This window comes from Terrabacter sp. 2TAF16 (assembly GCF_052115065.1).
Lineage (GTDB): Bacteria > Actinomycetota > Actinomycetes > Actinomycetales > Dermatophilaceae > Terrabacter.
Genome location: NZ_JBFRFZ010000002.1, coordinates 1 through 25,788, shown reverse-complemented (window position 1 = coordinate 25,788; position 25,788 = coordinate 1). Strand labels below are relative to the sequence as shown.

The following is a 25,788-nucleotide window of genomic DNA, read 5'->3' as shown; positions in this document are numbered from 1 at the left end:
GCCGAACCGACGACCAACGCTCCCGACCCGGGCGCGACGCCCGCGGACCGCTCCACGGGCGCGGGCACCGGGATGGTTGGATTGCCCCACACCGGAGGAGCTGCCGTTGACCGCACTCGCGAGCATCACGTCGTCGACCATGGACCTCGACGACCTGACGCGCGTGCTCCTCATCGGGTCGCTCGTGCTCCTCGTGGCCGTCGCGGCCGTGCGCCTGTCGGTCCGCTCGGGCCTGCCGTCGCTCCTCATCTACCTCGGGATCGGCCTGGCCCTCGGCAACGCCGGCGCCGGCATCCAGTTCGACGACGCGTCCATCACCCGCGTGCTGGGGTACGCCGCCCTCGTGCTCATCCTGGCCGAGGGTGGCCTGACGACGTCGTGGTCCAACATCAAGGACTCGGTGGCCCCCGCCGCGGTGCTCTCGACGGTCGGGGTCGTCGTGTCGGTGCTCGTCGTCGCGGTGGCCGCGCACGCCTTCCTCCCGCTGTCGTGGACGATCTCGCTCCTCATGGGCGCGATCGTCTCCTCGACCGACGCGGCCGCCGTGTTCGCGGTGCTGCGCAACGTACCGATCCCCAAGCGTCTGTCCGGGATGCTCGAGGCGGAGTCGGGCTTCAACGACGCGCCGGTCGTCATCCTCGTCGTCGCCTTCGCCGCCCAGGGGGTGCCTGGCGGCACGGCCGACCCCTGGTGGGTGCTCGTGCTGCACGCCGCGGTCGAGCTCGCCGGGGGCGCCCTCGTCGGGGGTGCCGTGGGCTGGGTCGGTGGGCAGCTGCTGCACCGCGTCGCCGGCGCGTCGTCCGCCCTCTTCTCGATCGGCGTCGTCGCGCTCACCGTCCTGGCGTATGCGATCGGCGCCGCGATCCACGTCTCCGGCTTCCTCGCCACCTACCTCGCGGCCCTCGTGCTCGGCAACATGGGACTGCCCAACCGGGTGGCGTTCCAGAGCTTCGCCAACGCGCTCGGCTGGATCGCCCAGATCGGCCTCTTCGTGCTGCTCGGCCTGCTCGCCGACCCGAGGCGTCTCGACGAGCAGATCGTCCCGGCCGTCGTCATCGGCCTCGTGCTGCTGCTCGTCGCCCGGCCGCTCTCGGTCTTCGCGTCGGTGTCGTGGTTCAGGGTGCCCTGGCGCGACCAGGTCTTCCTGTCGTGGGCGGGACTGCGCGGCGCCGTACCGGTCGTGCTCGCCACCGTGCCGCTCGTCGTGGGCACGCCGGACACGGAGTGGATCTTCGATCTCGTCTTCATGCTCGTCGTCATCTTCACGATCGTGCAGGCGCCGCCGCTGCCGTGGGTGGCGCGGCGGCTCGGTCTCACCGAGCACGTCCACTCGGTCGACGTCGACCTCGAGTCGACCACCCTGATGGAGATCGGCGCGGACGTCATCCAGGTGACGGTGGGTGCCGAGTCGAGGCTGCACGGGGTGGCCGTCTTCGAGCTGAGACTGCCCAAGGGCGCCAACGTCACCCTCGTCGTGCGCGCCGGCGAGGGGTTCGTGCCCGAGCATCACACGACGATCCGGCACGGGGACCGGCTGCTCGTCGTCACGACCTCGAAGGTCAAGCAGCGCACCGAGCGCCGCATCCGCGAGATCAGCCGGGGCGGGCGCCTCGCCGGCTGGCCGTAGACTGACCCTCGGTCATCTTCCGCTCCCGACGTCCGAGGTTCACCTGTGCCCACCTACTCCTATGCGTGCCAAGAGTGCGGCCACGCCTTCGACATCCGCCAGTCGTTCACCGACGACTCCCTGACGGTGTGCCCGGAGTGCGGCGAGCCCCGCCTGCGCAAGGTGATCCACCCGGTCGGCATCGCGTTCAAGGGCTCGGGCTTCTACAAGACCGACTCGCGCGCCGCGTCCAAGGGCGCCTCGACGCCGGCGGCCTCCGACGGCGCGGGCTCGGGTGACACGAAGAAGAAGGACGGCGGATCGTCGTCCACCTCGGCGTCCGAGTCGTCGAGCGGCTCGAGCACGTCGACGCCGGCGAAGACCGCGTCCACGTCCTCGGGGTCGTCGTCCGGGTCGTCGTCCACAGCCACCTGAGCCCGGAGGACGTTGTCCCCACCCGAGGGCGTATGCCGTCCGGCCGGCCGGGTGCCCGCCCTAGGCTCCTCGCATGACGACTGAGCAGACGACCCTGTCCGACACCGCCGTCCCGGGGGTGCCCGGCGTGCCCACAGAGGGTGTGCGCGCCGAGATCGGCGTCATCGGCGGGTCGGGCCTCTACGAGTTCCTCGACGACTACGAGACCGTCGACGTCGAGACCCCGTTCGGGCGCCCGAGCGACCCGCTCGTCATCGGTGAGGTCGAGGGCCGCAGCGTCGCCTTCGTCGCGCGGCACGGCAAGGGCCACCGCTTCGCCCCGCATCGCGTCAACTACCGCGCGAACCTCTGGGCCCTGCGCGCGGTCGGCGTCCGCCAGATCCTCTCCCCCTGCGCCGTCGGCTCGCTCAAGCCCGAGCACGGGCCGGGCACCATCGTCGTGCCCGACCAGGTCGTCGACCGCACGTGGGGGCGGGCCCACACCATCTACGAGACCGAGGGTCCGGTCGTCCACGTCGGGTTCGCCGATCCCTACTGCCCCAACGGCCGTCAGGTCGCGGTGGCCGCGGCCCGGCTCTCGGAGCTCGAGGTCGTGACGGACGGGACCCTCGTGGTCGTCAACGGGCCGCGGTTCTCCTCCCGCGCCGAATCGCTCATGCACCAGAAGGCCGGCTTCGGCATCGTCGGCATGACGACGATGCCCGAGGCGGCCCTGGCCCGCGAGCTCGCCATGTGCTTCACGACGATCGCCATGGTCACCGACCACGACGCCGGCGTCGAGGGCGGCGACGCCGTCACGCACGACGAGGTCCTGCGCGTCTTCGCGACCAACGTCGAGCACCTCACCTCGATCCTGCGCGACGCCATCGGCCAGATGCCCGCGCACGAGCCCGACGAGACGGCCAGCTGCCCGTGCCGACGCAGCCTCGACGGTCTCGAGCTGCCCTTCCCGCTCCCCTGATGACGGCCGGCGTGCGCTCGGGCTCCCGCTGGCGTCGCGAGGGCCGGCGGGCGGCGTGGCCCGACGGTCCGCGCCGACGCCGGGCCAGACGCGCGCGCTGGCGGCGGTGGGCCGCGGCTGCGCTCGCCGCCCTGGCCGTGCTCGTCACGGTCTCGGCCCTGCGCCCGGCACCCGCAGGAGGCACGGGGCTGCCGACGGTCGTCGTGGCCCGGGACGTCGCCTCCGGGCAGACGATCGGCGTCGACGACGTCACCGTCTCGGTCCGCCCCGGCGGTCAGCGGCCGGGGACGGCGCTGTCGACGGTGGAGGCGGTGGTCGGCCGCACCGCAGCCGCTCCCCTGGCCGTCCACGAGGTCGTGACGCCCGAGCGCCTCGTCGGCGGCGACCTGCTGGCCGGCCAGCCCGACGATCAGGTGGCCCTCAGCGTCCCTGTCCTCGATGCCGCCTCGGTCGGCGTGCGGCCCGGTGACCACGTCGACCTCTACGCCACCGGTTCCGGCACCCGGGCCGCGACTGATGTCGTCGTCCTCGCCGTCCGCGCGGCCGAGGACTCGACTGGTCTCGGGACGGGGCCGCCGGCCCGCGTGACCCTCGCGCTCGACCCGACGCAGGCCGCGGAGGTGGCGCGCGGTCTCAGCGCGCTCCAGGCCGGCCAGAGTCTGGTCGTCGCCGTCCGGCACGGGTCCGGGGCTGCGCAGTAGGCTCGGCATGCCCGGAGTGTCCGCCTCACACGTCACTCTCGTCGCAGCGTCGCACACGGGTCACAGGCCCAGCAGACAGCAGGACCCACAGGGACGGGTCGCAACAACCCCCGTGGCATCGAGATCACCCAGTCCAGGGGCACAGAAAGGGACGCGCATGATCAAGGGTTTCAAGGATTTCCTGATGCGAGGCAACGTCGTCGACCTCGCGGTCGCGGTCGTCATCGGCACCGCGTTCGCCAAGGTGGTCGACTCGTTCGTCACCGTCATCATGGACCTGATCGGCAAGCTCGGTGGCAAGCCGAACTTCTCGCAGTTCAACCCGGGCGGCGTGCACTTCGGCGCCTTCCTGACCCAGCTCGTCGGCTTCGTCATCGTGGCTGCCGCGGTCTACTTCATCGTCGTCGTGCCGATGAACCACCTCGCCGAGCGGCGCAAGGCCGGTGTCGAGCCCGAGCCCGAGGCTCCCTCGGAAGAGGTCATCCTGCTCACGGAGATCCGCGACAGCCTCCGCGCCCGCTGAGTCGGACCACACGAACGCACGTCGCAGGGGCGGGAGCCGACCGCTCCCGCCCCTTCGTCAGTCCCAGCCGTCACCTCGAGTGGCCGCCCGGCCCCACCCGTCACGTGTCACGACGGGGCCACTCGAGTGGGGGGCACCCGTCACGTGTGACGACGGGCCACGCGACGGGGGGGCATCCGTCATGTGTGACGACGGGGCCACTCCCGTCACGTGTGACGACGGGGCGACTCGACGGGACGTCGGGTCAGGCGGGCTCAGTGGTGTCGGACGGGCCTGCCTCCGCGATGGGCACGGAGCCGTAGGCCTCGGGGCGCTCGTAGTCGCCGAGGATCTCGGCGAGGGCGAGCGGGCGGGCGGCTTCGGCGTGCCGGCCGGCGCGCTGCAGGGTGCGACCGAGCAGCAGGTGCGCGTAGGAGTCCGTCGGCGAGTGCTCGATGACCTCGTTGAGGGTCGCCTCGGCCCGGCCGAGCTGCGCCGACTGGAAGTAGGCGCGGGCGAGCATGAGCCGCAGGTCCGTGACGGAGTGCAACACCGCGTCGTCCGCCGTCCCGGCCGTGCGCGACGACTCGACCTCGTCGACGAGCTCGGCCAGGGCGGTCGCGGCAGCCACGTGGTCACCTCGCTCGAAAAGACCCTGGGCCCAGGAGAGGCGCAGCGAGAACGGTGTCGTCGTGTTCATGAGGCCCACAACGCCCCACGAGGTCACGGCATTCCGGCACGTCGCGCCGCCGTCGCCCGCGTCAGCTCACTCGTAGTGCGGGGGTCGCTGCTCCTCGAGCCAGCGGTCACCCAGACCTGAGCCCGCGGGGCGCTCGCCCCAGCCGAGGTCGAGCTCGTCGCTGCTGCGGCCGAGCGCCGCACCGGGCTCGCTCGCATCGGCGTCGGGGGCGCCGTCCGCGTCCCCGGTGCCCTTGCGGAACACCCTGCGCCGCTTGCGCTTCGGGCGAGCAGCAGACTCTGTCGTCGAGGTGCCGGCTCCGTCGAAGGAGGCCGGGTCCGTCGCCGGGCGGGAGCCTCCGGAGGCCGCATCGGCGCCCCCGGTGGTCCGGTCGCCGTCCGCCGCGCTCGTCGAACCGGCGCCGTCGTCGGGCGTCGACACGGCCCCGTCGGTCGGCTCGACCTCGCGGGGCGGCGACGACGTGCGGGCGAGCGTCACGATGCGAGCGAGCTCCCTCGCGGGGTCGCGGAACACGTCGGTGCTCCAGACCCGCTCGTGCACCCAGCCGAGGCGGCCGAGCTGCTCGGGGCGCAGGCGGTCACGGTCACGCGTGCTGCGCAGGGCGGCATACCTGCTCCCGTCGGTCTCGACGGCGATGAGCGCGCGGCCCCGGTGGTAGGGGTCCTCGACCGCGATGTCGATGCGGTGGGTGGCCGTGCCGTAGTCCTCGTGGACGGTGAGGCCCTGGCGGCGCAGGCGCTCGGCGAGGTCGTGCCGCAGCGGGTCGACGGTCGTGGGAGCGGAGGCGAAGAGGGTGTCGTCGTCGCCGACGCCACCGCGCCGCTCGGCGTACGCGAGGAAGTCGCGGAGCATGAGCGCGCCGCGGGCCTTGAGCCGCTCGGGGTCGAGGTCGATCGCGCGCAGCGCCGACACGACGGTCATCCGTGCGCGGGCTCGGGTGATGGCCACGTTGAGCCGTCGCTCACCGCCCTCGATGTTGAGCGGGCCGAAGCGGTGCAGGACCCGGCCGTGCGGCGTCTTGCCGTAGCCGATCGACAGGATGATGGCGTCGCGCTCGTCGCCCTGGACGCGCTCGAGGTTCTTGACAAAGAAGCGCTCGTCGCGGGAGTCGTCGAAGAAGGCGGCGACGTCGGGCGCGGTGCGCAGCGCTTCGGTGATCGCCTCCTCGAGGCGGTCGGCGTGCCTGATGCCGAGGGCGATGACGCCGAGCGACTCCGTGGGACGGGTGCGGGCATGATCGAGGACGAGCTCGACGACGCGGGCCACCTCGCCGTCGGTCGTCTCGATGGTGTCGACGCCCGGCTGCACGACAGCCTGGCCGTCGACCGGCTCGAACGTGACGGCCGAGTCGAGCGACGTGCCGGGAAAGGTCGTGAGTCGACCGTCGTACATCGTGTCGTTGGCGAAGGCGATGAGGCGTTCGTCGCGGCTGCGGTAGTGCCACGTCAGGTTGCGGGTCGGCAGGGCCGCGGCGAGCACGTCGAGCACCGACTCGAAGCCCTCGGTCAGGGTCTCGTCGGCGGGGGCGGCGGCATCGGACTCGTCGTCGGAGACGACGGTGAAGAAGTTCGTCGGCGGGAGCTGTCGCTCGTCGCCGGCGACGACGACCTGGCGGGCGCGGGAGATGGCCGAGATCGCCTGGGCGGGCTGCACCTGCGAGGCCTCGTCGAAGATGACGACGTCGAACCAGCGCCCCGGCGGCAGCGTCGACGCGACGACGAGCGGGCTCATCGCCCAGCACGGCTTGATCGCCGTCAGCGTGGACGACGCCTGCGGCATGAGGTCGCGCAGCGGCTTGTGGCGGCGGGCCTTGCCGGCCTCGGCGCGCACGAGCGCCTCGTGGGCCGGGTGGTCGGCGAGGACCTCGCGGATGTTGCGGGCGACCGCGGCGCGCACCCGGTCGACGGTCGCCGACTGGTGGGCTCGCTCGGCCTCGGCGAACTCCGCGACGTCGCGGCGCAGTCCCGCGCCGTCGTGGGCGCCGTACGCCGGGTCGCGGACGGTGATCTCCTGGGCGAGGGAGGCCCACCACACGTGCTCGACCTCGGCCGTGACCTGGTCGGTGGGGATCCCGCGGGCCGCGAGGTCGTCGACGACCGGGCCGAGCCCGGTCGAGCGCAGCTCGTCGAGGGCCGACGTGACCTGGGGCAGCACGGCGATCCGGTCGGGTCGGCTCGCGAGCCCGGCGAGCCGGTCCCGCAGGTCGCGCAGCGGCAGGGACGTCAGCGTGCGCCCGTCGGGCCCGACCTGGAGGCGGTCGTCGAGCCACTCGAGGTCCGCCGTGAGGCCGGCGAGCAACGACAGCCCCTCGTCGAGGCGCGGCGAGATCTCCGGACGACCGCCGCCGCCGACGAGCTCGAACCAGTGCTCACGCTGCTCGCTGGCCGACACGAGCTCCTCGTGGAGGTTGGCCGGCGGTCGACCGGGGCGCAGGAGCCGCTTGGTCTGCTGCCGGATCTTCCAGCGGTCGAGCCAGCCCATGTCGACGTCGCGGGCCTCCCGCCAGTCGCGCGTCGCCGTGGCGGCGATGTGCTCCTTGAGCGGGATGTCGAAGACCTCGGGCCGGAACACCTCGAGGGTCTCGCGGACGCTCGACATCGTGGCGAAGGCCGACTTCCAGTCCTCCAGCGAGTTCGCCTCTGGCACATGGGATTCCGACAGTATGCGGTTGAGCTCGCGGGCCGCTTCGTCGAGCCCGCTCGTGCTGTGGCGGGTCGTGACGTCGAGGGCGCGGGCCGCGTCGTCGGCCGTGAGGATGCGGGCGCCGAACCACGGGTCGTCACCGTCCCGCGTCCACGCCCCGAGCCCCGCGGCGTCGCGCAGCCGGCGGCCGAGCTCGACGGCCCTCGGGCGGCTCAGTCCGGCGAGGTCGCGGCTGCCGAGTCGGACGTGACACGTCGGGGGAGGCGTGCGCGTGCCGAGCTCGACGAGTGCCTGCTGGGCTTCGTGCGCGGACACACCCCACGGGTCGCGCACGGCGTGGAGCGCCTCGACGTGCTTCTGCAGGCGAGCTCGGCGGTCGCGCAGCGTCGCGGTCGTGCGGTCGGTCTCGGAAGTGTCGTTCGCGACCGCGGCGTCCAGGCTCTTGGCGAACTGCTGGGCGGTCGCGCGCTTGTTCGTCGGCCCGTCGTAGGCGTCGAGCACGAGGTCGCCGAGCCCGAGACGGTCGAGGCGGCTGAGGACGGCGTCGATGGCGGCGCGCTTCTCGGCGACGAAGAGGGTCGACTTGCCCTCGGCCGCGAGCGAGGCGATGAGGTTGACGATGGTCTGCGACTTGCCCGTGCCGGGAGGCCCCTTGACGACGAGGTGGGCGCCCGCGCGTACGGCGTCGATGGCCGCGTGCTGGGAGGAGTCCGCGTCGAGGACGAGGTACTCGTGCTCCGGGTCGGGGTCCGGGTCACTCTCCGGCAGGCGCAGCCGCACCGCTGCGAGCGCCGACTCGTCGCCCGCGAGCGCCGCGACGACGTCGTGGTTGGCCAGGGTGTCGCCCTGGAGGGCGAGGTCGGCGACCATCGGCAGCTTGGCGTAGGAGAAGGTGCCGAGGACGAGCCGCGGGGTGATCTCGAACTCGGGCACGCGCTCGCACGCGTGGCCGAGAGCGGCATACACCGGGTAGGGGTCGAAGCCGTTGCCCGCCGTGGCGAGGTCGGCGAGCGCGTCCCCGTCGATCTCGATGCCCTGCTCGGAGCGGAGGTACTCGCGCAGGACGGGGTTGAGTTCGGCCTCGGGGCCGAGGTCGATCTCGAAGTCCTCCTGGGCGGCGCCCGTCGGGCGCAGCACGCACGAGCGCAGCAGCACCGGCGACGCCGGGGGGCGGGCGGCGCGAGGCACGGACCACGTCGCCATGCCGATGGCGATGAAGCCGGCCGCGATGCCGCGCTCCTCGTGCAGCTCGAGGGCCTTGGACCGGATGGCGCGCGCACGGCGGCGGGCCTCCTCGAAGGCAGCGGGCTCGCGCACGAGGTCGGACAGTCGCGTGCGACGACCGGCGAGCAGCATCGAGACGCCGCCGGGGTGCGCGGTCGTCAGGTCGAGGGTGCCGGAGGGCAGGTCGCGGTACCAGAGGAGCGTGTTGCGCCCGCCGAGGTCGACGAGCGTGCGCTGCCACGTCCTGACGGCGGCCCTGACGCGGTCGGCGCGTGGATCGCCCGAGGGCGACTCGGCCTTGGGGGCAGGGTCGGTCCTGAGGGCGTCGGTCATTCCAGCAGGCTAACGAACGAACCTTCGCGTACCCGCCACCGACAGACCATCGCGCAGAGGAATCCGTGCTGCGGCAGCCGGCGACGTGCGCTCTCGTCAGCGGTCGCCGAGCGCGGCGCGGGTCTCGCCGACGAGACGGCCCACGGCCGCGACCGCAGCCGTGAGGGACGCCTCGGTGGTGCCCAGCGCGCCCAGGGCGAGGGCGGCGTCCCGCGAGAACCGCTCCGGCGCCGCGGGCAGCATCGCGACCGCGGGCACGAGCCCCTTCTCGTTCGTCACCCAGCGTCCGGCGTCCGCGTGCAGCGCGTGGGCACACAGCAGGACCGCTCGGGCGAGCGCGAGCGACACGTACGTCGTGTCCGCGCGCCGGGCTCCCTTCTCGGCCGCGCCGACGAGGAAGTCGGCCTCCCAGAGGGCGCCGACCATCGCGTCGCGCAGGGCGAGGGGGTATGCCGTCACGGCCGTTCGCAGGGACGCGAGCCGACCGGCCGGGTCGGCCAGAACGACCCCGGTGGCCAGCTCGGCGGCATACGCCACGTCGAGGAAGCCGAGCGGGTGACCTGCCTGGAGGTGGAAGGCGAACTCACCGCGATTCGCTCGATCCGCTTGTGCTGCAACCCGATCGACGTCGCGCAGGATCCAGTCGACGGCGGCGCCCTCGACCTCGAGCCAGCCACCGGCGTCGACCCACGGGCCCCAGGTACCGGGCTCCCCCACCGCGACGTCGCGCCCTGACCACCGGCTCGCGAGACGTGTCAGCTCGGCGGTGTCTGGCACACCCTGGTAGTAGACGCCGAGGTCGACGTCGGAGGTGGGCAGCGCGTCGCCGCGGGCGCGACTGCCGCCGAGCACGACGCCCAGCACCCCGTGCACGCCGGTCAGCTCGTCGACCATCCGGCGCAACGTCTCGTCGGTGATCATCGGGCGGTCCTCGGCATGGGCCGGACGCTACCGGAGCCTCGTCCCGAGGCCGGATCGGCGAGCCTGACCGAAATGTCCGATAACGGAGTCAACGCCCGGTCTGGTATGTACCGTCCCTCGCATGACCGTTCACTCCCCCGAGTCGCCGTCGTCCGCCCGGCCGTCGGCCGCAGCGCCGGCGCGCCGACGTGTGCTCTCCGGGCTCGGTAGCGGCGCAGCCCTCGCCGTGGCCACCGCGACGACCGCGTCCGCGGCACCCGCCTCCGCCGCAGCGGCGCCCGCGACGGCCACCCCCGCGGTCATGACCGCAGCCGTCACGGCCGACCCCGTGCTGCACCTGCTGCGCCGCGCCACGTTCGGCCCGACCCCGGCCCTGGTCGCCGAGGTCCGCACGGCGGGCACGACGGCATGGCTCGACGCCCAGCTCGCGCCGCTCACCAAGGTCCCCGACACCGCCATGGACGGCATCCTCAAGCGCTGGCCGCGACTGGGCTGGAAGACGTGGGAGGTGCGCGAGCGCCTCCCGGCTGATAATACGTACGCGGTCATGTACGACCTGCTCGAGTCGCACGTCGCCCGGGCGCTCTTCTCGCGCCGTCAGCTCCTGGAGACGGTCGTCGACTTCTGGACCAACCACCTCGTCGTCCCGGTCCCGAGCAGCGAGGTCTGGGACAGCGCCCACCTCTTCCAGCGTGACGTCATCCGCAAGCACGCGCTCGGCAAGTACTCCGACATGCTCAACGCGGCAGCGCGGCACCCGTCGATGCTCAAGGTCCTCGACAACGCCGACAGCACGAAGAAGGCGCCGAACGAGAACTACGGCCGTGAGCTGCTCGAGCTGCACACCGTCGGCGTCGGGAAGTTCACCGAGGCCGACGTCAAGATGTCAGCACTGGCGCTGACCGGTCTCAGCGTCGATCGGGAGTCGGGTCTCTACTGCTACCGGCCCAACCGTCGTCACGTCGGGACCGTCAAGGTGCTCGGCTGGAGCGACCCGAACGCGACGCCCGAGAACGGCAGCGCCGTCGCGACGCTCTACCTCAACTATCTGGCGAACCACCCGGCGACGGCGACCCGCATCGCGACGAAGCTCGTGACCCGCTACGTCTCCGACACGCCACCGGCCACCCTCGTCACCAAGCTCGCGCAGGTCTACCTCGCGAACGGCACGGCCATCGCTCCGGTGCTGCGAGCCCTGTTCCTCTCCCCCGAGTTCGCCGCGTCGGCGGGCCAGAAGATCCGCACCCCCTACGAGGACGCCCTCGCGTCGTGCCGCATCCTCGGCCTGACCCCCGAGCCGGTCCCGGCGGCCGGGGTGACGAGCGAGCTGCGGAGCCTTTGCTGGCAGATGACCACCTTTGGGCAGGCACCCATGGGGTGGCCGGCTCCGAATGGCTATCCCGACGTCGCCGCCGCGTGGAACGGCGCGTCGAGCACGCTCAACCGCTGGAACTTCCACCTCGGGCTCGCCGGCAACTGGACCCTCAAGGCGATGAAGCGCCCCGACGTCACGACGCTCGTGCCGACCCCGCTGCCGTCGACGTATGCCGCCCTCGTCGAAGCGCTCGCCGCGAAGCTGCTCATCACGCTGACGACCGCGCAGCGCGACGCGATCTGCCGGTTCGTCGACCACGCCCCCGGCGACGCCCTCAAGGCGGGTGCTGCGGCCCTGACGTGGCGGCTCCCGTCGATCGTCGCGCTCCTGCTCGACTCCCCCAACTTCGCCACCCGCTGAGGACGACCATGACGACCCATCCCGCGACCGCGTCCACAGCCCCGTCCCTGACCCGGTCCGTGGCCCACTACCCGGCCGAGTCCGGCGTCCCCCCGGAAGGCTGCGGCTGCCCGCAGGGGCAGGTCCTGACCTCGCAGGTCTCCCGCCGCACCTTGCTCGCGGGCGCGTCAGCCCTGGGAGCGCTCGGCGCCGTCATCGGCACCGCCGGCCCCAGTGCCGCCACGCAGCTCGCCTTCGCCGGGACGGCCTACACCGGCGACACGATCGTCATCCTCAGCCTCCGCGGCGGCTTCGACGGCCTGTCCGCGGTGGCCCCCGTCGGGGACCCTGCGTACTTTGCGGCGCGGCCCGCGATCGCCATCCCCGCGTCGCGGGCGATCACGCTCGACAGCATGTTCGGGCTGCACCCCGCGCTCGCGCCGCTCAAGCCGATCTGGGACGCCGGCGGACTCGCGGCCGTCCACGCGGTCGGCCAGGTCAACCCGACGCGGTCGCACTTCGAGGCCATGGCCACGATGGAGAACGCCGCGCCCGGCTCGACGCTGCGCACCGGCTGGCTCGACCGCATGATCGGGCTGAGCGGCCCGGTCTCGACGTTCGCGTCGGCGTCGGTCGGATCGGCGACGACACCGCAGTCGATGATCGGACCGAACCCCGAGGTCGCCATCCGCACCGTCGACAGCTTCAGTCTCAGCGGCGCCAGCACCCCGGATGAGCAGACCCGCTGGACGACCGCCCTCAACGCCTTGTATGCCGGGGCGCCCGCCGCGCTCGCGGCACCCGCGAAGGCGACGCTCGGGGCGCTCTCGACGATGTCACCGCTCAAGGCCGCCGGCTACACCCCGGCCAACGGGGCGGCATACCCCAAGGGAGCCGTCGGCGACGCCCTGCGCGACCTCGCCCGCCTCATCAAGGCACGGATCGGCCTGCGGGCGGCGACGGTCGACGTCGGCAACTGGGACATGCACTCCGGCCTCGGGTCCAGCGACTCCGGCTGGATGTTCCGCCAGCTCACCGAGCTCGGCCAGGCGCTCGCCGCGTTCAACCAGGACCTCGGCGCGCAGATGAGCGACGTCACGCTCGTGACGCTCAGCGAGTTCGGCCGCCGCGTCGCGCAGAACGGCTCCGGTGGACTCGACCACGGGCACGGCAACGTCTCGCTCGTCATGGGCGGCGGGGTCCGCGGCGGGCAGGTCTACGGGCGCTGGCCCGGCCTCGCGGCGGCCAACCTCGACAACGGCGACCTCGCCGGGACGACGGACTACCGGACGATCCTCGCCGAGGCGCTGGAGAAGCGGGCGCAGCTGTCCTCCTCGACCGTCTTCCCCCTGCTCGCCGCCGACCGTCTCGGGATGTTCGCCGCCAAGGCCTGACCCAGGCCGACGCACAGCCGTCCGACAAATGGGTGGGGGGCGCCGACGCCCTGCGCGAGACTGGCCGACGTGGACGAGGTCGAGGTCGTGGTCGCCCATCAGGAACGCGCGACGCTGCGGGTGGGTGACGTGTTCCTCAAGGTCGACGCCGATCCGGCCCGCACCGAGGTCGAGGTCGAGGCGATGACGCTGGCGCCGGTCCCGACCCCGGCGGTCCTGTGGTGCAGGCCGCCCGTGCTCGCGCTCGCTGCCCTGCCCGGGGTGGCGCTCGGTCGCCTCGGCAAGCCGTCGACCGCCTCGGCCGCGGCGTGGGCCGCCTCGGGTGCGGTCCTGCGGGTTCTGCACGACGCGCCGTTGCCCGCGTGGTCCGGGGCCAGCCTCGACGAGAAGGCGGCGAGCCTCGACGCCGAGTGCACGTGGCTCCTGACGAACGACGTGCTGCCGGCCGACCTCGTGACGCGCAACCGTGAGCTCGCCGAGGTCGCGCTGCGACCGTGCACGCCGGTGTTCATGCACGGCGACCTGCAGGTGGCCCACGTCTTCGTCCAGGGAGACGAGGTCACCGGCATCCTCGACTGGTCCGAGGCGGGTCGGGGCTCAGCGATGTACGACCTCTCGAGCCTGACCCTCGGGCACCCCGAGCACGTCGCAGACGTCGTCGCCGGCTACGGCGCGGATGCCGTCGACCTCGACGTGGTCCGAGCGTGGTGGTCCCTGCGGAGCCTGACGGCGATCCGCTGGCTCGTCGAGCACGGCTTCGACCCCGCCGCGCCCGGGTGCGAGATCGACGTGCTCAAGGCCCAGCTCTGAGGCTGCGGCTCGGCGACGCACTCAGCGGTCGATCATCCGCTGCATGGCCTCCGGGTAGCGGTCACCGTGGACCTGCACGCTGGACGAGGCGGTGTCGAGCTCGGCGAGGTCTTCGTCCGTGAGGGTGAGGTCTGTGGCACCGAGGTTCTCGTCGAGGCGCTCGAGGCGCCGGGTCCCCGGGATCGGCACGACCCACGGCTGCTGCGCGAGCAGCCAGGCGAGAGCCACCTGACCCACCGTGGCGCCCTTGCGATCGGCGACCGCGGTGATGAGGTCGACGAGGGCGAGGTTGGCCTGCAGCGCCTCCCGCTCGAAGCGCGGCAGGGAGGCGCGGATGTCGCCCTCGCCGAACTCCGTGGCGGCGGTGACCTTCCCCGTGAGGAAGCCCCGTCCGAGCGGACTGAAGGGGACGAAGCCGATCCCGAGCTCCTCGAGGGCGGGCAGGATCGCCTCCTCGGGCTCGCGCCAGAAGAGGGAGTACTCGCTCTGCAACGCGGTGACTGGCTGCACGGCGTGGGCACGGCGGATCGTGTCGACCCCGGCCTCGGACAGGCCGAAGTGGTGCACCTTGCCCGCCTCGATGAGCTCCTTGACGGTGCCGGCGACGTCTTCGATAGGGACGTCGGGGTCGACGCGGTGCTGGTAGAGCAGGTCGATGGCGTCCGTGCGCAGTCGTCGCAGGGAGCCGTCGACGGCGGCGCGGATGGCGTCGGGTCGGCTCGTGACGCCCGTCTGGGTGCCGTTCTCGTCGAAGGCGAAACCGAACTTGGTGGCGATGACGACGTCGTCGCGTACCGGCTGCAGGGCCTCGCCGACGAGCTCCTCGTTGTGGAAGGGGCCGTAGACCTCGGCGGTGTCGAAGAGGGTGACGCCCCGGTCGACCGCGGCACGCAGGAACGTCACCATCGCGTCCCGTGGTGGTCGCGGGCCGAAGGACTGGCTCATGCCCATGCAGCCGAGGCCGAGGGCGGAGACCTCGAGGCCTCGGGTGCCGAGTGTGCGGTTCTTCATGTGGGTTCTCCTTTGGTCGCGTTCGTGGTGGAAATCGTTGGTGCTCAGAGCTGCCCGGCGGGTCGCCGAAGGGTCTCGTTGATCGCGAGGTGGCGAGGCCGGCTGAGGGTGAAGGCGATGACGTCGGCGACTGGGCCCGGCTGGCTGGTCTGGGTGGTGGTGGTCATGCGCTCATCTCGGTCGTGGTCGGCCGGGGTGCGAGGCCGGTTCAGGCCTCGGGGATGGGGCGTCCGAAGGTCTCGAGCGTGATGTCGGCCGGCTCGGGGCCACCGCGCGTGCCGGTGTCGAGGGCGTCGATCGCGGTCAGCTCGTCCTGGGTCAGGACGAAGTCGAAGACGTCGAAGTTCTCCGCGATGCGGTGCGCCTTGGTCGACTTGGGGATGGCGGAGCGTCCTTGCTGCAGGTGCCAGCGCAGCATCACCTGGGCGGGTGTCTTGCCGTGCGTGGCGGCGATGCCACCGATGACCGGGTCCTGGAGCGTGCTGCCGTGACTGCCGTCGCGGTACAAGGTGATGCCACCGATCGGGGACCACGCCTGCGTCAGGATCCCGTGCTGGGCTCCGAGCTCCTGGACTGCCTTCTGCTGGAAGTAGGGGTGCAGCTCGATCTGGTTGACCGCGGGCACGACCGTCGCCGCATCGAGCAGGGCGGTGAGGTGGTCGACCATGAAGTTGCTGACGCCGATGGCGCGCACCTTGCCGTCCGCGAGGAGCGTCTCCAGCGCCCGGTACGCCTCGAGCGTCGTGTCGAAGGCGGACGGGAGGGCCTGGTGCAGGATCAGTAGGTCGATCTGCTCGACGCCGAGCTTACCGGCGCTCTTGTCGAAGCCGTGCAGGGTCTCGTCGTAGCCGTAGTCGCTGATCCAGATCTTCGTCTCGAGGAAGACCTCGTCACGGGGCACGCCGGAGCTGCGGACGGCCTCGCCGACCTCGCGCTCGTTGCCGTAGGCGGCGGCCGTGTCGATGTGCCGGTACCCGGTCGCGAGCGCGGCCTCGACGGCGGCGCGCGTCTCCTCCGGAGGGGTCTGGAACACCCCGAGTCCGATGGCCGGCATCTCGACCTCGCTGTTCAGCTGCAGTGTCGTCATGTCTTCGACCGTAGGCGCGAGCCCGTGCCGGTGGCAGTGACGGCCTTGACCGGTAACGCCAGCCCCTCCCTGGACCCGAGCCCACGGCATACGGTCGGTGCATGGACAACAGGGCCGAGGTGCGCGACTTCCTGACCTCCCGCCGCTCGCGGCTCACCCCGGAGCAGGCCGGTCTGACGCTCTACGGGAGCAACCGTCGGGTCAAGGGCCTGCGACGCGAGGAGGTCGCGGTCCTGGCCGACGTCAGCACCGACTACTACACGCGCCTCGAACGCGGCAACCTCTCCGGGGTGTCCGAGTCGGTCCTGGAATCACTGGCGACGGCGCTCCAGCGCGACGAGTCCGAGCGGGTCCATCTCTTCGACCTCGCCCGGGCAGCCAACACCGGCAACCGACGGCGACGGACACCGGTCAAGGAGCAGCTGCGACCCGGCATACAACGCATTCTCGACTCCCTGTCAGCGCCGGCCTACGTCCGCGACAACCGCCTCGACCTGCTCGGTGTCAACGCACTCGGGCGAGCCCTGCTGACCGACCTCTACGACGGCGGCACGACACGCCCCAACCTGGCGCGCTACCTGTTCCTCGACGACCGCTCGAGGGACTTCTACGTCGACTGGACCAGGGTCGCCAAGGACGTCGTCGCGTCCCTGCGCCTGCAGGCGGGCCACACGCCGTACGACCGCGGTCTGACGGACCTCGTCGGCGAGCTCTCCACTCGCAGTGAGGAGTTCCGCACCTGGTGGGCCGGCCACACCGTTCGGCTCCACCGCACCTCGACGAAGCAGATGCACCACCCGGTCGTCGGGGATATCGAGCTGACCGGTGAGGCGCTGGAGCTGTCCGGAGACGCCGGGCTCACGATCATCACCTACACGGTCGAGCCCGGCACGCCCTCTGCCGAAGCACTGCAGTTCCTCTCCAACTGGGCCACGAGCGAGCCGGCTCCGAGCAGTACCCGCGAGACGACGAGCTGACCGAGTGGCCGGCTGACGGCTCAGCCAGCACGGCGCGAGCCCATCGCTCGGGTCCAGTGAATGCCCGTGCCGAGTTGCGGCCCGGCCGCTGGCGCCCTGATCATCTGGTGATGAACCAGACGCCTGCTGCGACGAAGCTGAGACGTGCCGTACGGGCGGTCATCCTTGCCGAGGACGACCGGCTCCTGCTGTGCCGCTTCAGCCGTCCGCACCCAGCGGTCCCGACGGGCGCAACGGTCGTGTGGGCGGCCCCCGGCGGCGGCATCGAGTCCGGTGAGCTTCCGCTCGCGGCGCTGCGCCGTGAGCTGCACGAGGAGACCGGGCTCGTCATCGACGCAGACCCGCCTCACGTCTGGCACCAGGAGGTCGTCGCGCCCGGCCACGCCGACGGCTACGACGGGGTGGTCAACGACTACTTCCTGGTCCGAACCCCGCTCTTCGATCCCCGGGGCGCCCTGTCCGACGACGAACTCGCCGCCGAGCACATCAGCGCGATGCGATGGTGGCGGCACGCAGAGATCGCCGAATACGACGGAACCGACTTGTTCTCACCTCGCGACGTCGCGACACCGCTGGCGGCCCTGATCGCCGGCGACATTCCGGCCACGCCCGTGGTGCTCGGCCTGTGATTCGCTAACGCAGAGGCGTCTGCTCCTGTCGCCGATGACCCTCGGGCTGCCGACGCTGGTCCTGCACCGACGCGGTGAGCCCGGCGGCTCCGCTCCCGTGGGGCTGGATCGAGCCAGTGCGCTCAAGGAACGCGGAAGCACTCTTCCTGTCATGGCACCCCTTTAGGTCAAGACATGGCGAGGACCGGGGTTCTACGCTCGGGGGTGACGGGTCCGGGAAGAGGCTTGTCCGAAGAGCCGGTGTGGGGTTGTGAGCCGGTCACGCTGGAGTCAGAGTCGTTGCCCCGGTGCCCTCCCGGGCCCGTCACCTGGCCTGTGCGCAGGGTGTACTCGCGTCGAGTCTGGTCGGCGACCATCCGCGTGTACACGACGTTGGACAGGCGTCGCTTGAGGGACCGCATCGCCATCAACGAGGGCGTGCCGCCGGCCTTGCGGGCGTCGTAGAACTCCCGCCCGGGAGTCGGGTTGCGCAGCTGCACGACCGCCATGATGTGCAGCGTCCGGTTGATCCTGCGGTTGCCTGCACGAGAGAGCCGGTGGCGTTGCTGCGCCCCGGAAGACGCATCCAACGGCGCGGTCCCGTTCCAGGAGGCGAACCGGTCCTTGTCGCGGAACCGGTGGATGTCCCCGACGTCGTTCAGCAGCCGCGCGGCGCCGGTCGGGCCGATCCCGGTCAGCTCCAGCAGCGTGGAGCCGCGCTCGGTCACGAGTGCGGTCAGCTCTTTCTCGGCCGTCTTGATCTTGCGGTCGATCACCTCGAGCTCACCGATCAGCTCGACCACCAGACGGCGCCGGGTCTTGCCGACGAGGTCGCGCGGCTTGACCTTGGCGACCAGTGCGCGGGCCTGCGGCGCGGACAGGAACGTCTTCGCCCCGCCCGGAATCAGTTCCAGCAGAAGCCGATGCAGCCGGTTGACCGTCTGCGTGCGGGTTCGGCCCAGCTCGTCGCGGCGGTCGACCATCATGCCCATCACGACCAGGTCGTCCTCGACCACACCGGGCCTGAGCCCGGGCTCGGCCGGGGCGTACAGCGCGGCGAGGGCGACCGAGTGCGCATCGACCGGGTCGGTCTTGCGGGCGTTGCCGGTGGCGAAGACCCGCACCTGCGCCGACAGCTTCGTCGGCACGTCGAGCACTCGTTCCCCGTCGTGGACGAGCCGGTGCGCGATGTGCCGACCGATGCCGTTGCAGCCCTCGACCGCCCACACCCGCTCCCCGATCACGCCGTGGCCTCGGCCCGCGGCCAGCATCGCCGCGTAGCCGGCCTGGTCCGTGTCGAACCGGCCCACCTGCAGCACCCGCCCGCCTTGGTCGATGACCTCGATCGTGGCCGAGCGCTTGTGCGGGTCCATCCCGATGATCACGCTCATTGCCGTGCACCTCCTCGTTCACGCAGTGATGTGGAAGCGGGGAGGGCATCGCTACTTTGAGCAGAACAAACCCCTTTAGAGCCTCTCCTCGCGCGGTGCCCGACGAGAACGCATGCCATGAGAGAGCCACACCAATGACGCCGGTGGGCAGCCGCATATGAGAGCGTCTCGCCGAGCACCTGGACCGAGTCTGGCCGGACACCGATCCTGCAACCAGTCTCTAAGTAGCCGCCAATCGGTCGTGCCGATGAGTGCTGATTCTCCTGCGCGGTCCGCGTCGCATCCGCCGCGGGTAACGACCCCGTCAGGTCACGGTTTTGCAAGGTGGTGAGTCTCGAGGGCAGGCATCACGTCGTCCCGGTCTAGCGTGATGTCACCGACAAGGGGGTCCCGATGACGACGACACGGTCCGGCCGGGGGATGCGGCACAGGCAGTGGTGGCTTGCCATCGCACTACTGCCGTTACTTGCAAGCTGCGCCAATGCTCGTCTCGCTCCGACCCCGGAACCCACGACGATCAACGCGCATCGCGATCCTGAACTGGTCGTGGCGGCGTGCACGGCGAGCGGGTTCACGCTCTCGTCCCAGAACGTCTCGACAACCGATGCCGGAGTGAGATTCTCGGTGAGCAGTACCGGCCCGGCTGGCACCTACGTCAACTTCAGCTGGGACGGAGGAGGCGAGGGGAACCCCGCCCCTCGACTGGCCACAGAATGGATAAGGCCGATACCCCCAGGCCTGGTCCAGGTCTCCTGTTCGACGCCAGCCCATGAATGGCCGGCGCAGACGGTCACCGTCTCCGACGATGGGCGCCACTGGAGCCCAATCACGCTGTCGGATCTGGCCTGCCCGCCAGGAATCTCACCGGGGTGGGCGATCTCCAAGCCGGGGCGTGGGGCCTCAGCAGAGGTAGCCATCAGGGAGATGCTCCGCCACATGGAGGGGACCGACTGGTCGCACGCTACCCAGACCAAGGCGCCCATCGGCTATCCGGACGCCCCGGTGCAGACGTGGATCGTCGCTCTCTCGGGCCGGCCCGAGATCTCAGCCACCGTCACTCAGACCGGAGTCAACTTCGAGGCGAGCCCGGACACGATCTGCCACGCCTGATGCCGGCCAACAACATCCTCTCTGCCGCTGCGGGTGAGCTCTGCTTCGAGGATTGGCGGCGGATCTTTGCGGAATGGTTCCGGTCCCCGACGTGGCGGTCACTTACCCACGCACTCGTAGTAGCCGCAGGAGAAGGCCACCTTGGTGCCGCGGTACGCGACCCGGGAACGGTCCTTCAAGTGCTTGTCTGAGGTGAGGACCGGCACGCCTGTTTCGACCCAGTAGAACTGTCCCAGTTCCGGGTCCGGGGCGCGGGTGAGGTGGGCGGTGACGTCGCCGCGTTCGGTCCGAACCACGACCTTGGTGATGTCGCGGGCAACGGTGCCGGCGGCGAACTCGTTGGCGGCTGCGCCGGTGGGTAGGTCGCCGTCCATGCTCCACGCGTACCCGGTACCGAAGTCGTCCGGGGGTGGCGCCTTGATTTGGCGGCATACCGACGGCGTCACGGCGCCCTCGGCGTCGACTGTGCCGATGCAGAACATTCGGTCGGGCGTCAGGTACAGCGCGGGGCGCTGTCCTTGACGGTTGCGCTGCTGTGACATTACGTGCACCGGGCCCCAGGTTTGCTCCGCCCCGGTCTCCGCGACGTCCGAGGGCGTGGTCGGGGTGGTCGGGGATGTCAAGGTGGTCGGAGAGGTCAAGGTGGTCGGTGCGGTCCCCCTCGCAGGGCTCGCCGGGGTCATGTCCTGTCTAGCCGGCCCCCAGCCGGTGATGATGGAGGAGCCGGCGATGCCGATCGCGGCGGCCGCGCTCACCATCAGAGTGAGCCGGCGCCGGCGGCGTCGGGTGCGGTTTCCCGCGGAGATGATGCGGCTCGGGTCGACGCGCATCACCGGCTCGGGCGCGCGCTCGAGCAGGTCGAGGACGTCATCGAACATGGGAACCCTCCTGTGCGTGTAGGGCGCGCAGCCGTGCCAAACCTCGCGAGGCCGACGACTTCACCGTGCCAACGCTCACCCCGAGCGTGAAAGCCGCCTGAGCCTCGGACTCTCCGACGTAGTGCCTCAGCACCACCACTTGGCGTTCACGAGGCGGCAACTGGCGCAGCAGATGCTGCAGGTAGTCGCCCTCCTCCGGGCCGGTAACAGCGGGTGCGGCGTGTTCTGGCACCGCGTCGGTCAGCTGCTCACGGCGGGCGCGCCGGAGGGAGTCAGCGTGCAGGTTCACCACGACTCGGCGTGTGTAGGCCAGCGGCTCCCCGTCCCGGATCCGGCCCCACTTGAGGTAGACCCGCTCTAACGCCGCCTGAACGAGCTCCTCGGCGTGGACGGGGTTCCCGCACAGCAACCAGGCGGTGCGTAACAGGCGCGCGGACGAGACCTGCACGAAGTCGGCGAACTCCTCGTCGTCAGCCCTGCCCACCGTGTCCCCTTCGACGATCGATCATGACCTCGTCCCTCTACATACTCAACGGCGCAGAGCAACAGAAGGTTGAGTCCCCTACGTTAGGTAGCTCCAACTTGCGGACGGTGCACGCCACGGGTTCCGAGGACAAGACACCGCCCAGCGATTCACTCATCTGCCGCAGTGCTCGCGTCCGGCCTCTTCGACTTCGATGCCTTGGGCGGATCCGTGCCACCTTTCCGGGGTGACATATGAAACCGGGCGATCTACTACGGCTGATTTCTCCAACGTGAAGGACCGCAACGACTTCGTCGGCTTTGTCGAGTCAGCCGCGGCAGATCTGCGCAGGTGGCAGCGATGACTGGGAGAGCGGCACACTCGAGGGATTCCTCGACGGCCTCGCCGCGGCGAGCCACGCCCGCGTTGTCGATCGTGATGGGGCTAGCCAGGAGCTGGCCAGCTGGAGACTTTTCGCTGAGCTTGTCGCCGCAGCGACTGGCTACGAGTGACGTCCGACATGGCCGCATGCGGGCCAGCCGTCTACGCGGTCGCGGTTAGGGGCGGCAGTGACAGACACATGACATCGGTCCCCGGATTAGCCTGAGACTCATGTCCCCGAGTGCTGAGCGTCGTGCGGCCGCGGCGACCGTGAGTGCCTTCCACGAGGCGCAGCTGGCCCAGCTCGTGGAGCGGGTCGGGCTCGAGATCGACCGGTTCCGCGCCGGTGAGCTGGATGCGTTCGAGGCGGACCAAGCGTTGTTCCAGTACTCACGTGCCGCCAAGGAGCTGTGGAAGTTCTGCAATGGCGTGGATGTCGAGTGGGTGGCACAAGACATTCGGGAGCGGGCACCGAGTCAGTGGTGGGAGCGCGGAACCGGCCGCCGACGGTGACCGTTCGAGTCCCCCGATCGTGCCGTCCTGCAGGTTGCGCGCTGCGGCGGGATTATGGCGGCGCTTTCGTGGGTCGGCCGACTCCGTTCACCCTGAAAAGATGACTACCTACGAGAACGTCTTGGTCCCGATCCCTCTGCCTCCAGAATCGGACACGCTCAGACGCGCGGTCGCCGCCTACCTGGCCCGGTTCAAAGGACAGTCCCGGGTTCACACCGAGTCCGACCTGCGCGCATTCCTGACCTGGTGCCGCGGACACGGCCTGGACCCGCTGACCGCGCAACGACCGCACATCGAGCTCTACATCCGGTGGATGCAGGAGACCCGCCGCTACAAGCCTTCGACCGTGAGCCGCCGCGTCGCGGTCGTCGCCGGGTTCTACCGGACCTGCGTCATCGACGCCGTCCTGGCGCAGTCACCGGCCGAGCACGTTCGGCGCCCGAACGTGCCCGCCGAGTCACCCACCCTCGGACTGACCCACCTGCAGTTCGAAGCGATGCTCGCCACCGCCCGCACCCTCCACCAACGTCAACGACTTCGCCCTCGTCGCGATGCTCGGCCTGCTCGGGCTGCGGATCTTCGAAGCCTGCGGCGCCGACATCTCCGACCTTGGCGAAGAACACGGCCACCGCGTCCTACGCGTGACCGGCAAAGGCGGCAAGGTAGTCCTGACTCCCCTGCCACCGGCAGTAGCCCGCGCCATCGACCGCGCCGTCGACGCCCGCACCTCGGGACCGATCCTGCGAACCGGCCGCGGCACCCGGATGGACCGACACTGTGCCACTCGACGCCTGCACCACCTCACCGAAGTCAGCGGCGTGCACGTCGCCCGGATGCACCCACACATGCTGCGCCACACGTTCGTCACGACCATGCTCGACGCCGGCGTTGACCTGCGCGACGTCCAGATCGCCGCCCGGCACACCGACCCGCGCACGACCATGCGTTACGACCGGGCCCGGAAGAACCTCGACCGCCACCCCAACTACATCCTCGCCGCCTACATGGCCTCAGGCACCTAAACCCAGCGCCGTCACGAGAATGGCGGACGTTTGTCGGCGGACGCCGATCGTGACACACTGGTACAAGAACCTGTACCAGTAGGAGATGTCATGGCTGTCACTGCAAGCGAGGCCCGGAAGAACTTGTTTCCGCTGATCGAGCAGGTCAACGAGGACCGCACACCGATCGAGATAACCTCCCGCCGCGGCGACGCGGTGCTGATGTCCCGCGCAGACTACGACGCGCTCGAGGAGACAGCTCATCTGTTGCGGGTCCCAGCCAATGCCCGACACCTGCTTGAGAGCCTGCAGCAGGCACGGTCCGGGCAGCGGGACGAGCACGACCTGGCGCGATGAGGCTGGTCTTCACACCGAACGGATGGGCGGACTACACGTACTGGCTTGCTGCTGACCGGCAGATGCTCAAACGGATCAACCGGCTCATCGATGACGCACTTCGCGACCCGGTGGCTGGCATCGGTAAGCCCGAGCCGCTGCGGCACATGCTGGCCGGCGCTTGGTCACGTCGGATCACTGAAGAGCACCGGCTCGTTTACCTCATCGACGGCGACGACCTGGTCGTCCTTCAGGCCCGCTTCCACTACGACTGAGGAGTCATCCGCTCCTGCCGCGCTGAGGACGACTACGCTCGTCCGACTTCGCCGCTGATGGTGCGGTCCCGGCAACGGCGCACGCTGTCACCATCCATGCTTGCCAGGCGCCGACCTGATTCAGTCGTCGAAGTACGCGTCCATCTCGTCGTCGGTTTTGAAGTGCTGAGTGGCCCACCCAAGGGCATACGCGTCATCACTCCGCCGGGTGGTAGACGACGCACCTGTGACAGCGCGGCGTCGAGCTGCAGTAGGTGGGAGAAATGCAGCACCTCAGCGTTCTCGTCTGCGCCACCGGTCGGACCGATGAACTGCCATACGCCAGAGTGCTGGTGGATGACTAGGCCGACCCGCTCGTCACCCTCCGCGACTGGCTTGGTGGTCACCACAGGTTCGTCCAGGCCGAGCGTCACGACGCCGAGATCCTTCATGCCCAGAGGTTAGGCGACGGCAGACTGTCGAACATCCGGAAATGCCGCTCCCCGCGATCGTGCCGATGTGCGCGCTCGTCCCCCACGCTTCGGTCTGCTCAGGGGTGGAGAGACTGGTCCGCCTCGACGAGCCGCAGGTCGGTGAAGCGCACGACAAGGCCCGAGCGCGTGGGCGCGCAGCACAGAAGTCCCACGCGTAATGGCCCGGGCGGCAAGGGTGCTACGCGCACGAGCCGCCAGGTTTCGTCGCCGCTTCGGGCCCGGACGGTGAGTGCGTCGCCGTTGCGACTTGCCCGTACGACGACGGCGTGGCCCGACCACTCCGGCACGGCGGCGACCGACCAGTCCGAGACACCCCGCGTGACGACGGCTCCTAGCTGCAGGACGCCGTCGGCCAACTCGACACCGGCCTTGATCCACTGCTCCGCGTCGGCACGGATCAGCAGGCCCGCCTGATCGAACTGGGCCGAGAAGTCAGCGATGAACGTGACCTCAGCGGCCGTCCCGTCGGGGAAGTCCGTGAGCAGGGCGTGGCCTGTGTCGTGGATGAACCCGTAGGAGGTGGTTCGCCACAGGTCGCTGCCCTCCGCCGCTGTGACCAGCAGGTCGTCATGGTCGCGGGAGACCCGCGGGGGTGGGTTCAGCCAATCAAGGTGACGCCAACCCGTACGCCACCCGTCAGCCGGTCCTCGGTCGGTCACGGAATCACTCTTCCACGACTGCGGGTTCGCGCGGTTGCCATGGACGTCCAACCGCGCGATGAGTTTGGCACTCTGACGGCAGGCAGCCCTAGGCGGTCGCCCTCAGCCTGGTCGCAACCATCGTCGTGGCTGCTCCACCAGGACAACCTCGGGGCGCCTGCGCACGCCCCTGGGGCGTTGAGAATTCGTGTCCGCTCACGCCCCGACGGATTCCTGTCGGGCGCACGACCATGGCCCCGCAGCATCCCCGTCGATAGCCGATCGCGGCGCAGCGGCCAGGCCGAGGGGACCGAACATCCGAGCATGCCGCTCTGAGGTCAGGACGGCCGACTTTGCCGCTTGTCGCATGTTTGTTCACAACACAAGAGATCGCTACGCGGACCACGCACGTGAAGGCCGACGACTCGCGAACTCGACCCTTCTGTCCGTCATTCCTTCCAAGAGCGAGGGCCCAGCGGAGCGCCTCCTTGTCGCATCTGCCGGGTCGCCATCAGTTCCTGATGGCCACAGCGCTGGCAGACGAGCAAGTCCTGGGTCTGTCAGGCGAACGGTGTAACTGGCGTTTTCATGGTTAGAGGTTCTCCGGCGCCGGCATGCGCGCCTCGAAGGTGACCGCGAACGCGTTCAGGGCCGGCTTCCACCGGGTGACCCATCGTGCCTGCCCGAGTCCTTTGGGGTCCA

25 protein-coding genes and 1 pseudogene are annotated in these 25,788 nt (G+C 70.6%); 15 read left to right on the top strand and 11 right to left on the bottom strand.

From position 1 onward, the window contains the following. Positions 1-106: 106 nt before the first annotated feature. From AB4Z14_RS02350 to mscL, 5 genes are all read left to right on the top strand, one after another. A complete protein-coding gene (locus AB4Z14_RS02350; protein WP_442273763.1) occupies positions 107-1,627 on the top strand; it encodes a potassium/proton antiporter in 1,521 nt (506 codons plus the stop codon). A gap of 45 nt (positions 1,628-1,672) precedes the next feature. Beyond that, positions 1,673-2,041, top strand: a complete 369-nt coding sequence (locus tag AB4Z14_RS02345; RefSeq protein WP_442273762.1) for an FmdB family zinc ribbon protein — start codon at positions 1,673-1,675, stop codon at positions 2,039-2,041. A gap of 73 nt (positions 2,042-2,114) precedes the next feature. Then, a complete protein-coding gene (locus AB4Z14_RS02340) occupies positions 2,115-3,002 on the top strand; it encodes an S-methyl-5'-thioadenosine phosphorylase (protein WP_442273761.1) in 888 nt (295 codons plus the stop codon). Then, positions 3,002-3,703, top strand: a complete 702-nt coding sequence (locus AB4Z14_RS02335) for an SAF domain-containing protein (protein WP_442273760.1) — start codon at positions 3,002-3,004, stop codon at positions 3,701-3,703. The genes AB4Z14_RS02340 and AB4Z14_RS02335 overlap by 1 nt, the downstream gene beginning before the upstream one ends. 157 nt (positions 3,704-3,860) lie before the next feature. Further along, positions 3,861-4,226 carry a large conductance mechanosensitive channel protein MscL gene (mscL, locus tag AB4Z14_RS02330; RefSeq protein WP_442273759.1) on the top strand — a complete coding sequence of 122 codons (366 nt, stop codon included), beginning with the start codon at positions 3,861-3,863 and terminating at the stop codon, positions 4,224-4,226. Positions 4,227-4,470: 244 nt separating this feature from the next. On the opposite strand, the gene AB4Z14_RS02325 is transcribed toward mscL, so the two are convergent. The 3 genes from AB4Z14_RS02325 to AB4Z14_RS02315 all read right to left on the bottom strand — a co-directional run bounded on the left by AB4Z14_RS02325 (position 4,471) and on the right by AB4Z14_RS02315 (position 10,026). Beyond that, positions 4,471-4,905, bottom strand: coding sequence for a tetratricopeptide repeat protein (locus AB4Z14_RS02325; RefSeq protein WP_442273758.1), 435 nt, complete (start codon positions 4,903-4,905; stop codon positions 4,471-4,473). Between the two features lie 66 nt (positions 4,906-4,971). Further along, a complete protein-coding gene (locus AB4Z14_RS02320; protein ID WP_442273757.1) occupies positions 4,972-9,105 on the bottom strand; it encodes an AAA domain-containing protein in 4,134 nt (1,377 codons plus the stop codon). A gap of 96 nt (positions 9,106-9,201) precedes the next feature. Beyond that, a complete protein-coding gene (locus tag AB4Z14_RS02315; protein ID WP_442273756.1) occupies positions 9,202-10,026 on the bottom strand; it encodes a nucleotidyltransferase family protein in 825 nt (274 codons plus the stop codon). Positions 10,027-10,147: 121 nt separating this feature from the next. Here AB4Z14_RS02315 and AB4Z14_RS02310 point away from each other — a divergent pair, with 121 nt between their 5' ends. The 3 genes from AB4Z14_RS02310 to AB4Z14_RS02300 all read left to right on the top strand — a co-directional run bounded on the left by AB4Z14_RS02310 (position 10,148) and on the right by AB4Z14_RS02300 (position 13,944). Further along, on the top strand, positions 10,148-11,761 hold the full coding sequence (locus AB4Z14_RS02310; RefSeq protein ID WP_442273755.1) for a DUF1800 domain-containing protein: 1,614 nt from the start codon (positions 10,148-10,150) through the stop codon (positions 11,759-11,761). 8 nt (positions 11,762-11,769) lie between these two features. Continuing rightward, entirely contained in the window at positions 11,770-13,134 is a 1,365-nt protein-coding gene (locus AB4Z14_RS02305) for a DUF1501 domain-containing protein (protein ID WP_442273754.1), read from the top strand. Between the two features lie 69 nt (positions 13,135-13,203). Beyond that, on the top strand, positions 13,204-13,944 hold the full coding sequence (locus AB4Z14_RS02300; RefSeq protein WP_442273753.1) for a phosphotransferase family protein: 741 nt from the start codon (positions 13,204-13,206) through the stop codon (positions 13,942-13,944). 21 nt (positions 13,945-13,965) lie between these two features. Here AB4Z14_RS02300 and AB4Z14_RS02295 read toward each other — a convergent pair whose 3' ends face one another. From AB4Z14_RS02295 to AB4Z14_RS02285, 3 genes are read right to left on the bottom strand one after another with little or no spacing between them, the layout of a single operon-like run. Beyond that, complete coding sequence (locus AB4Z14_RS02295) at positions 13,966-14,955, bottom strand: aldo/keto reductase (protein WP_442273752.1); 990 nt, start codon at positions 14,953-14,955, stop codon at positions 13,966-13,968. Positions 14,956-14,999: 44 nt separating this feature from the next. Further along, entirely contained in the window at positions 15,000-15,122 is a 123-nt protein-coding gene (locus AB4Z14_RS02290) for a hypothetical protein (protein ID WP_442273751.1), read from the bottom strand. Between the two features lie 41 nt (positions 15,123-15,163). Next, positions 15,164-16,042, bottom strand: coding sequence for an aldo/keto reductase (locus AB4Z14_RS02285; protein WP_442273750.1), 879 nt, complete (start codon positions 16,040-16,042; stop codon positions 15,164-15,166). 101 nt (positions 16,043-16,143) lie between these two features. Here AB4Z14_RS02285 and AB4Z14_RS02280 point away from each other — a divergent pair, with 101 nt between their 5' ends. Together AB4Z14_RS02280 and AB4Z14_RS02275 are read left to right on the top strand one after the other, a co-directional pair. Continuing rightward, positions 16,144-17,019 (top strand): helix-turn-helix transcriptional regulator, encoded by an 876-nt coding sequence (locus AB4Z14_RS02280; RefSeq protein ID WP_442273749.1) that lies wholly within the window; start codon positions 16,144-16,146, stop codon positions 17,017-17,019. Positions 17,020-17,075: 56 nt separating this feature from the next. Next, positions 17,076-17,648, top strand: coding sequence for an NUDIX domain-containing protein (locus AB4Z14_RS02275; protein WP_442273748.1), 573 nt, complete (start codon positions 17,076-17,078; stop codon positions 17,646-17,648). 167 nt (positions 17,649-17,815) lie between these two features. Here the strand turns inward: AB4Z14_RS02275 and AB4Z14_RS02270 are convergent, their stop codons facing one another. Next, positions 17,816-19,018, bottom strand: coding sequence for an IS110 family transposase (locus AB4Z14_RS02270; RefSeq protein WP_442273747.1), 1,203 nt, complete (start codon positions 19,016-19,018; stop codon positions 17,816-17,818). A gap of 936 nt (positions 19,019-19,954) precedes the next feature. Here AB4Z14_RS02270 and AB4Z14_RS02265 point away from each other — a divergent pair. After that, positions 19,955-20,128 (top strand): hypothetical protein, encoded by a 174-nt coding sequence (locus AB4Z14_RS02265; protein WP_442273746.1) that lies wholly within the window; start codon positions 19,955-19,957, stop codon positions 20,126-20,128. Positions 20,129-20,226: 98 nt separating this feature from the next. Here the strand turns inward: AB4Z14_RS02265 and AB4Z14_RS02260 are convergent, their stop codons facing one another. Beyond that, positions 20,227-21,006: a hypothetical protein gene (locus tag AB4Z14_RS02260; RefSeq protein ID WP_442273745.1), complete on the bottom strand. Its 780-nt coding sequence runs from the start codon at positions 21,004-21,006 to the stop codon at positions 20,227-20,229. Continuing rightward, positions 20,996-21,490 (bottom strand): SigE family RNA polymerase sigma factor, encoded by a 495-nt coding sequence (locus AB4Z14_RS02255; RefSeq protein WP_442273744.1) that lies wholly within the window; start codon positions 21,488-21,490, stop codon positions 20,996-20,998. The genes AB4Z14_RS02260 and AB4Z14_RS02255 overlap by 11 nt, the downstream gene beginning before the upstream one ends. Positions 21,491-22,081: 591 nt before the next feature. Here AB4Z14_RS02255 and AB4Z14_RS02250 point away from each other — a divergent pair. The 4 genes and pseudogenes from AB4Z14_RS02250 (at position 22,082) to AB4Z14_RS02235 (ending at position 23,975) form a co-directional block, all read left to right on the top strand. Further along, entirely contained in the window at positions 22,082-22,363 is a 282-nt protein-coding gene (locus AB4Z14_RS02250; RefSeq protein ID WP_442273743.1) for a hypothetical protein, read from the top strand. A gap of 536 nt (positions 22,364-22,899) precedes the next feature. Continuing rightward, positions 22,900-23,385 (top strand): annotated as a pseudogene (locus AB4Z14_RS02245) (tyrosine-type recombinase/integrase); the annotation flags it as partial. Between the two features lie 90 nt (positions 23,386-23,475). Next, positions 23,476-23,721, top strand: a complete 246-nt coding sequence (locus tag AB4Z14_RS02240) for a type II toxin-antitoxin system Phd/YefM family antitoxin (RefSeq protein WP_056779810.1) — start codon at positions 23,476-23,478, stop codon at positions 23,719-23,721. After that, the gene (locus AB4Z14_RS02235) at positions 23,718-23,975 is read left to right on the top strand and encodes a Txe/YoeB family addiction module toxin (protein ID WP_442273742.1); all 258 of its coding nucleotides are present in this window, start codon (positions 23,718-23,720) and stop codon (positions 23,973-23,975) included. Before AB4Z14_RS02240 ends, AB4Z14_RS02235 begins: the two co-directional genes overlap by 4 nt. 32 nt (positions 23,976-24,007) lie before the next feature. Here the strand turns inward: AB4Z14_RS02235 and AB4Z14_RS02230 are convergent, their stop codons facing one another. Both AB4Z14_RS02230 and AB4Z14_RS02225 read right to left on the bottom strand, forming a co-directional pair. Next, entirely contained in the window at positions 24,008-24,406 is a 399-nt protein-coding gene (locus AB4Z14_RS02230; RefSeq protein ID WP_442273741.1) for a hypothetical protein, read from the bottom strand. 98 nt (positions 24,407-24,504) lie between these two features. Continuing rightward, positions 24,505-25,107, bottom strand: coding sequence for a DUF1349 domain-containing protein (locus AB4Z14_RS02225; protein WP_442273740.1), 603 nt, complete (start codon positions 25,105-25,107; stop codon positions 24,505-24,507). Between the last annotated feature and the right edge of the window lie 681 nt (positions 25,108-25,788).

Bases quoted from the DNA above. Each gene is read 5' to 3' on its own strand.
- AB4Z14_RS02340 (WP_442273761.1), top strand. From the start codon at position 2,115: ATGACGACTGAGCAGACGACCCTGTCCGACACCGCCGTCCCGGGGGTG.
- AB4Z14_RS02335 (WP_442273760.1), top strand. From the start codon at position 3,002: ATGACGGCCGGCGTGCGCTCGGGCTCCCGCTGGCGTCGCGAGGGCCGG.
- mscL (WP_442273759.1), top strand. From the start codon at position 3,861: ATGATCAAGGGTTTCAAGGATTTCCTGATGCGAGGCAACGTCGTCGAC.
- AB4Z14_RS02325 (WP_442273758.1), bottom strand. From the start codon at position 4,905: ATGAACACGACGACACCGTTCTCGCTGCGCCTCTCCTGGGCCCAGGGT.
- AB4Z14_RS02320 (WP_442273757.1), bottom strand. From the start codon at position 9,105: ATGACCGACGCCCTCAGGACCGACCCTGCCCCCAAGGCCGAGTCGCCC.
- AB4Z14_RS02315 (WP_442273756.1), bottom strand. From the start codon at position 10,026: ATGATCACCGACGAGACGTTGCGCCGGATGGTCGACGAGCTGACCGGC.
- AB4Z14_RS02310 (WP_442273755.1), top strand. From the start codon at position 10,148: ATGACCGTTCACTCCCCCGAGTCGCCGTCGTCCGCCCGGCCGTCGGCC.
- AB4Z14_RS02305 (WP_442273754.1), top strand. From the start codon at position 11,770: ATGACGACCCATCCCGCGACCGCGTCCACAGCCCCGTCCCTGACCCGG.
- AB4Z14_RS02295 (WP_442273752.1), bottom strand. From the start codon at position 14,955: ATGAAGAACCGCACACTCGGCACCCGAGGCCTCGAGGTCTCCGCCCTC.
- AB4Z14_RS02290 (WP_442273751.1), bottom strand. From the start codon at position 15,122: ATGACCACCACCACCCAGACCAGCCAGCCGGGCCCAGTCGCCGACGTC.
- AB4Z14_RS02285 (WP_442273750.1), bottom strand. From the start codon at position 16,042: ATGACGACACTGCAGCTGAACAGCGAGGTCGAGATGCCGGCCATCGGA.
- AB4Z14_RS02280 (WP_442273749.1), top strand. From the start codon at position 16,144: ATGGACAACAGGGCCGAGGTGCGCGACTTCCTGACCTCCCGCCGCTCG.
- AB4Z14_RS02270 (WP_442273747.1), bottom strand. From the start codon at position 19,018: ATGAGCGTGATCATCGGGATGGACCCGCACAAGCGCTCGGCCACGATC.
- AB4Z14_RS02265 (WP_442273746.1), top strand. From the start codon at position 19,955: ATGGAGGGGACCGACTGGTCGCACGCTACCCAGACCAAGGCGCCCATC.
- AB4Z14_RS02260 (WP_442273745.1), bottom strand. From the start codon at position 21,006: ATGTTCGATGACGTCCTCGACCTGCTCGAGCGCGCGCCCGAGCCGGTG.
- AB4Z14_RS02250 (WP_442273743.1), top strand. From the start codon at position 22,082: ATGTCCCCGAGTGCTGAGCGTCGTGCGGCCGCGGCGACCGTGAGTGCC.
- AB4Z14_RS02240 (WP_056779810.1), top strand. From the start codon at position 23,476: ATGGCTGTCACTGCAAGCGAGGCCCGGAAGAACTTGTTTCCGCTGATC.
- AB4Z14_RS02235 (WP_442273742.1), top strand. From the start codon at position 23,718: ATGAGGCTGGTCTTCACACCGAACGGATGGGCGGACTACACGTACTGG.
- AB4Z14_RS02230 (WP_442273741.1), bottom strand. From the start codon at position 24,406: ATGAAGGATCTCGGCGTCGTGACGCTCGGCCTGGACGAACCTGTGGTG.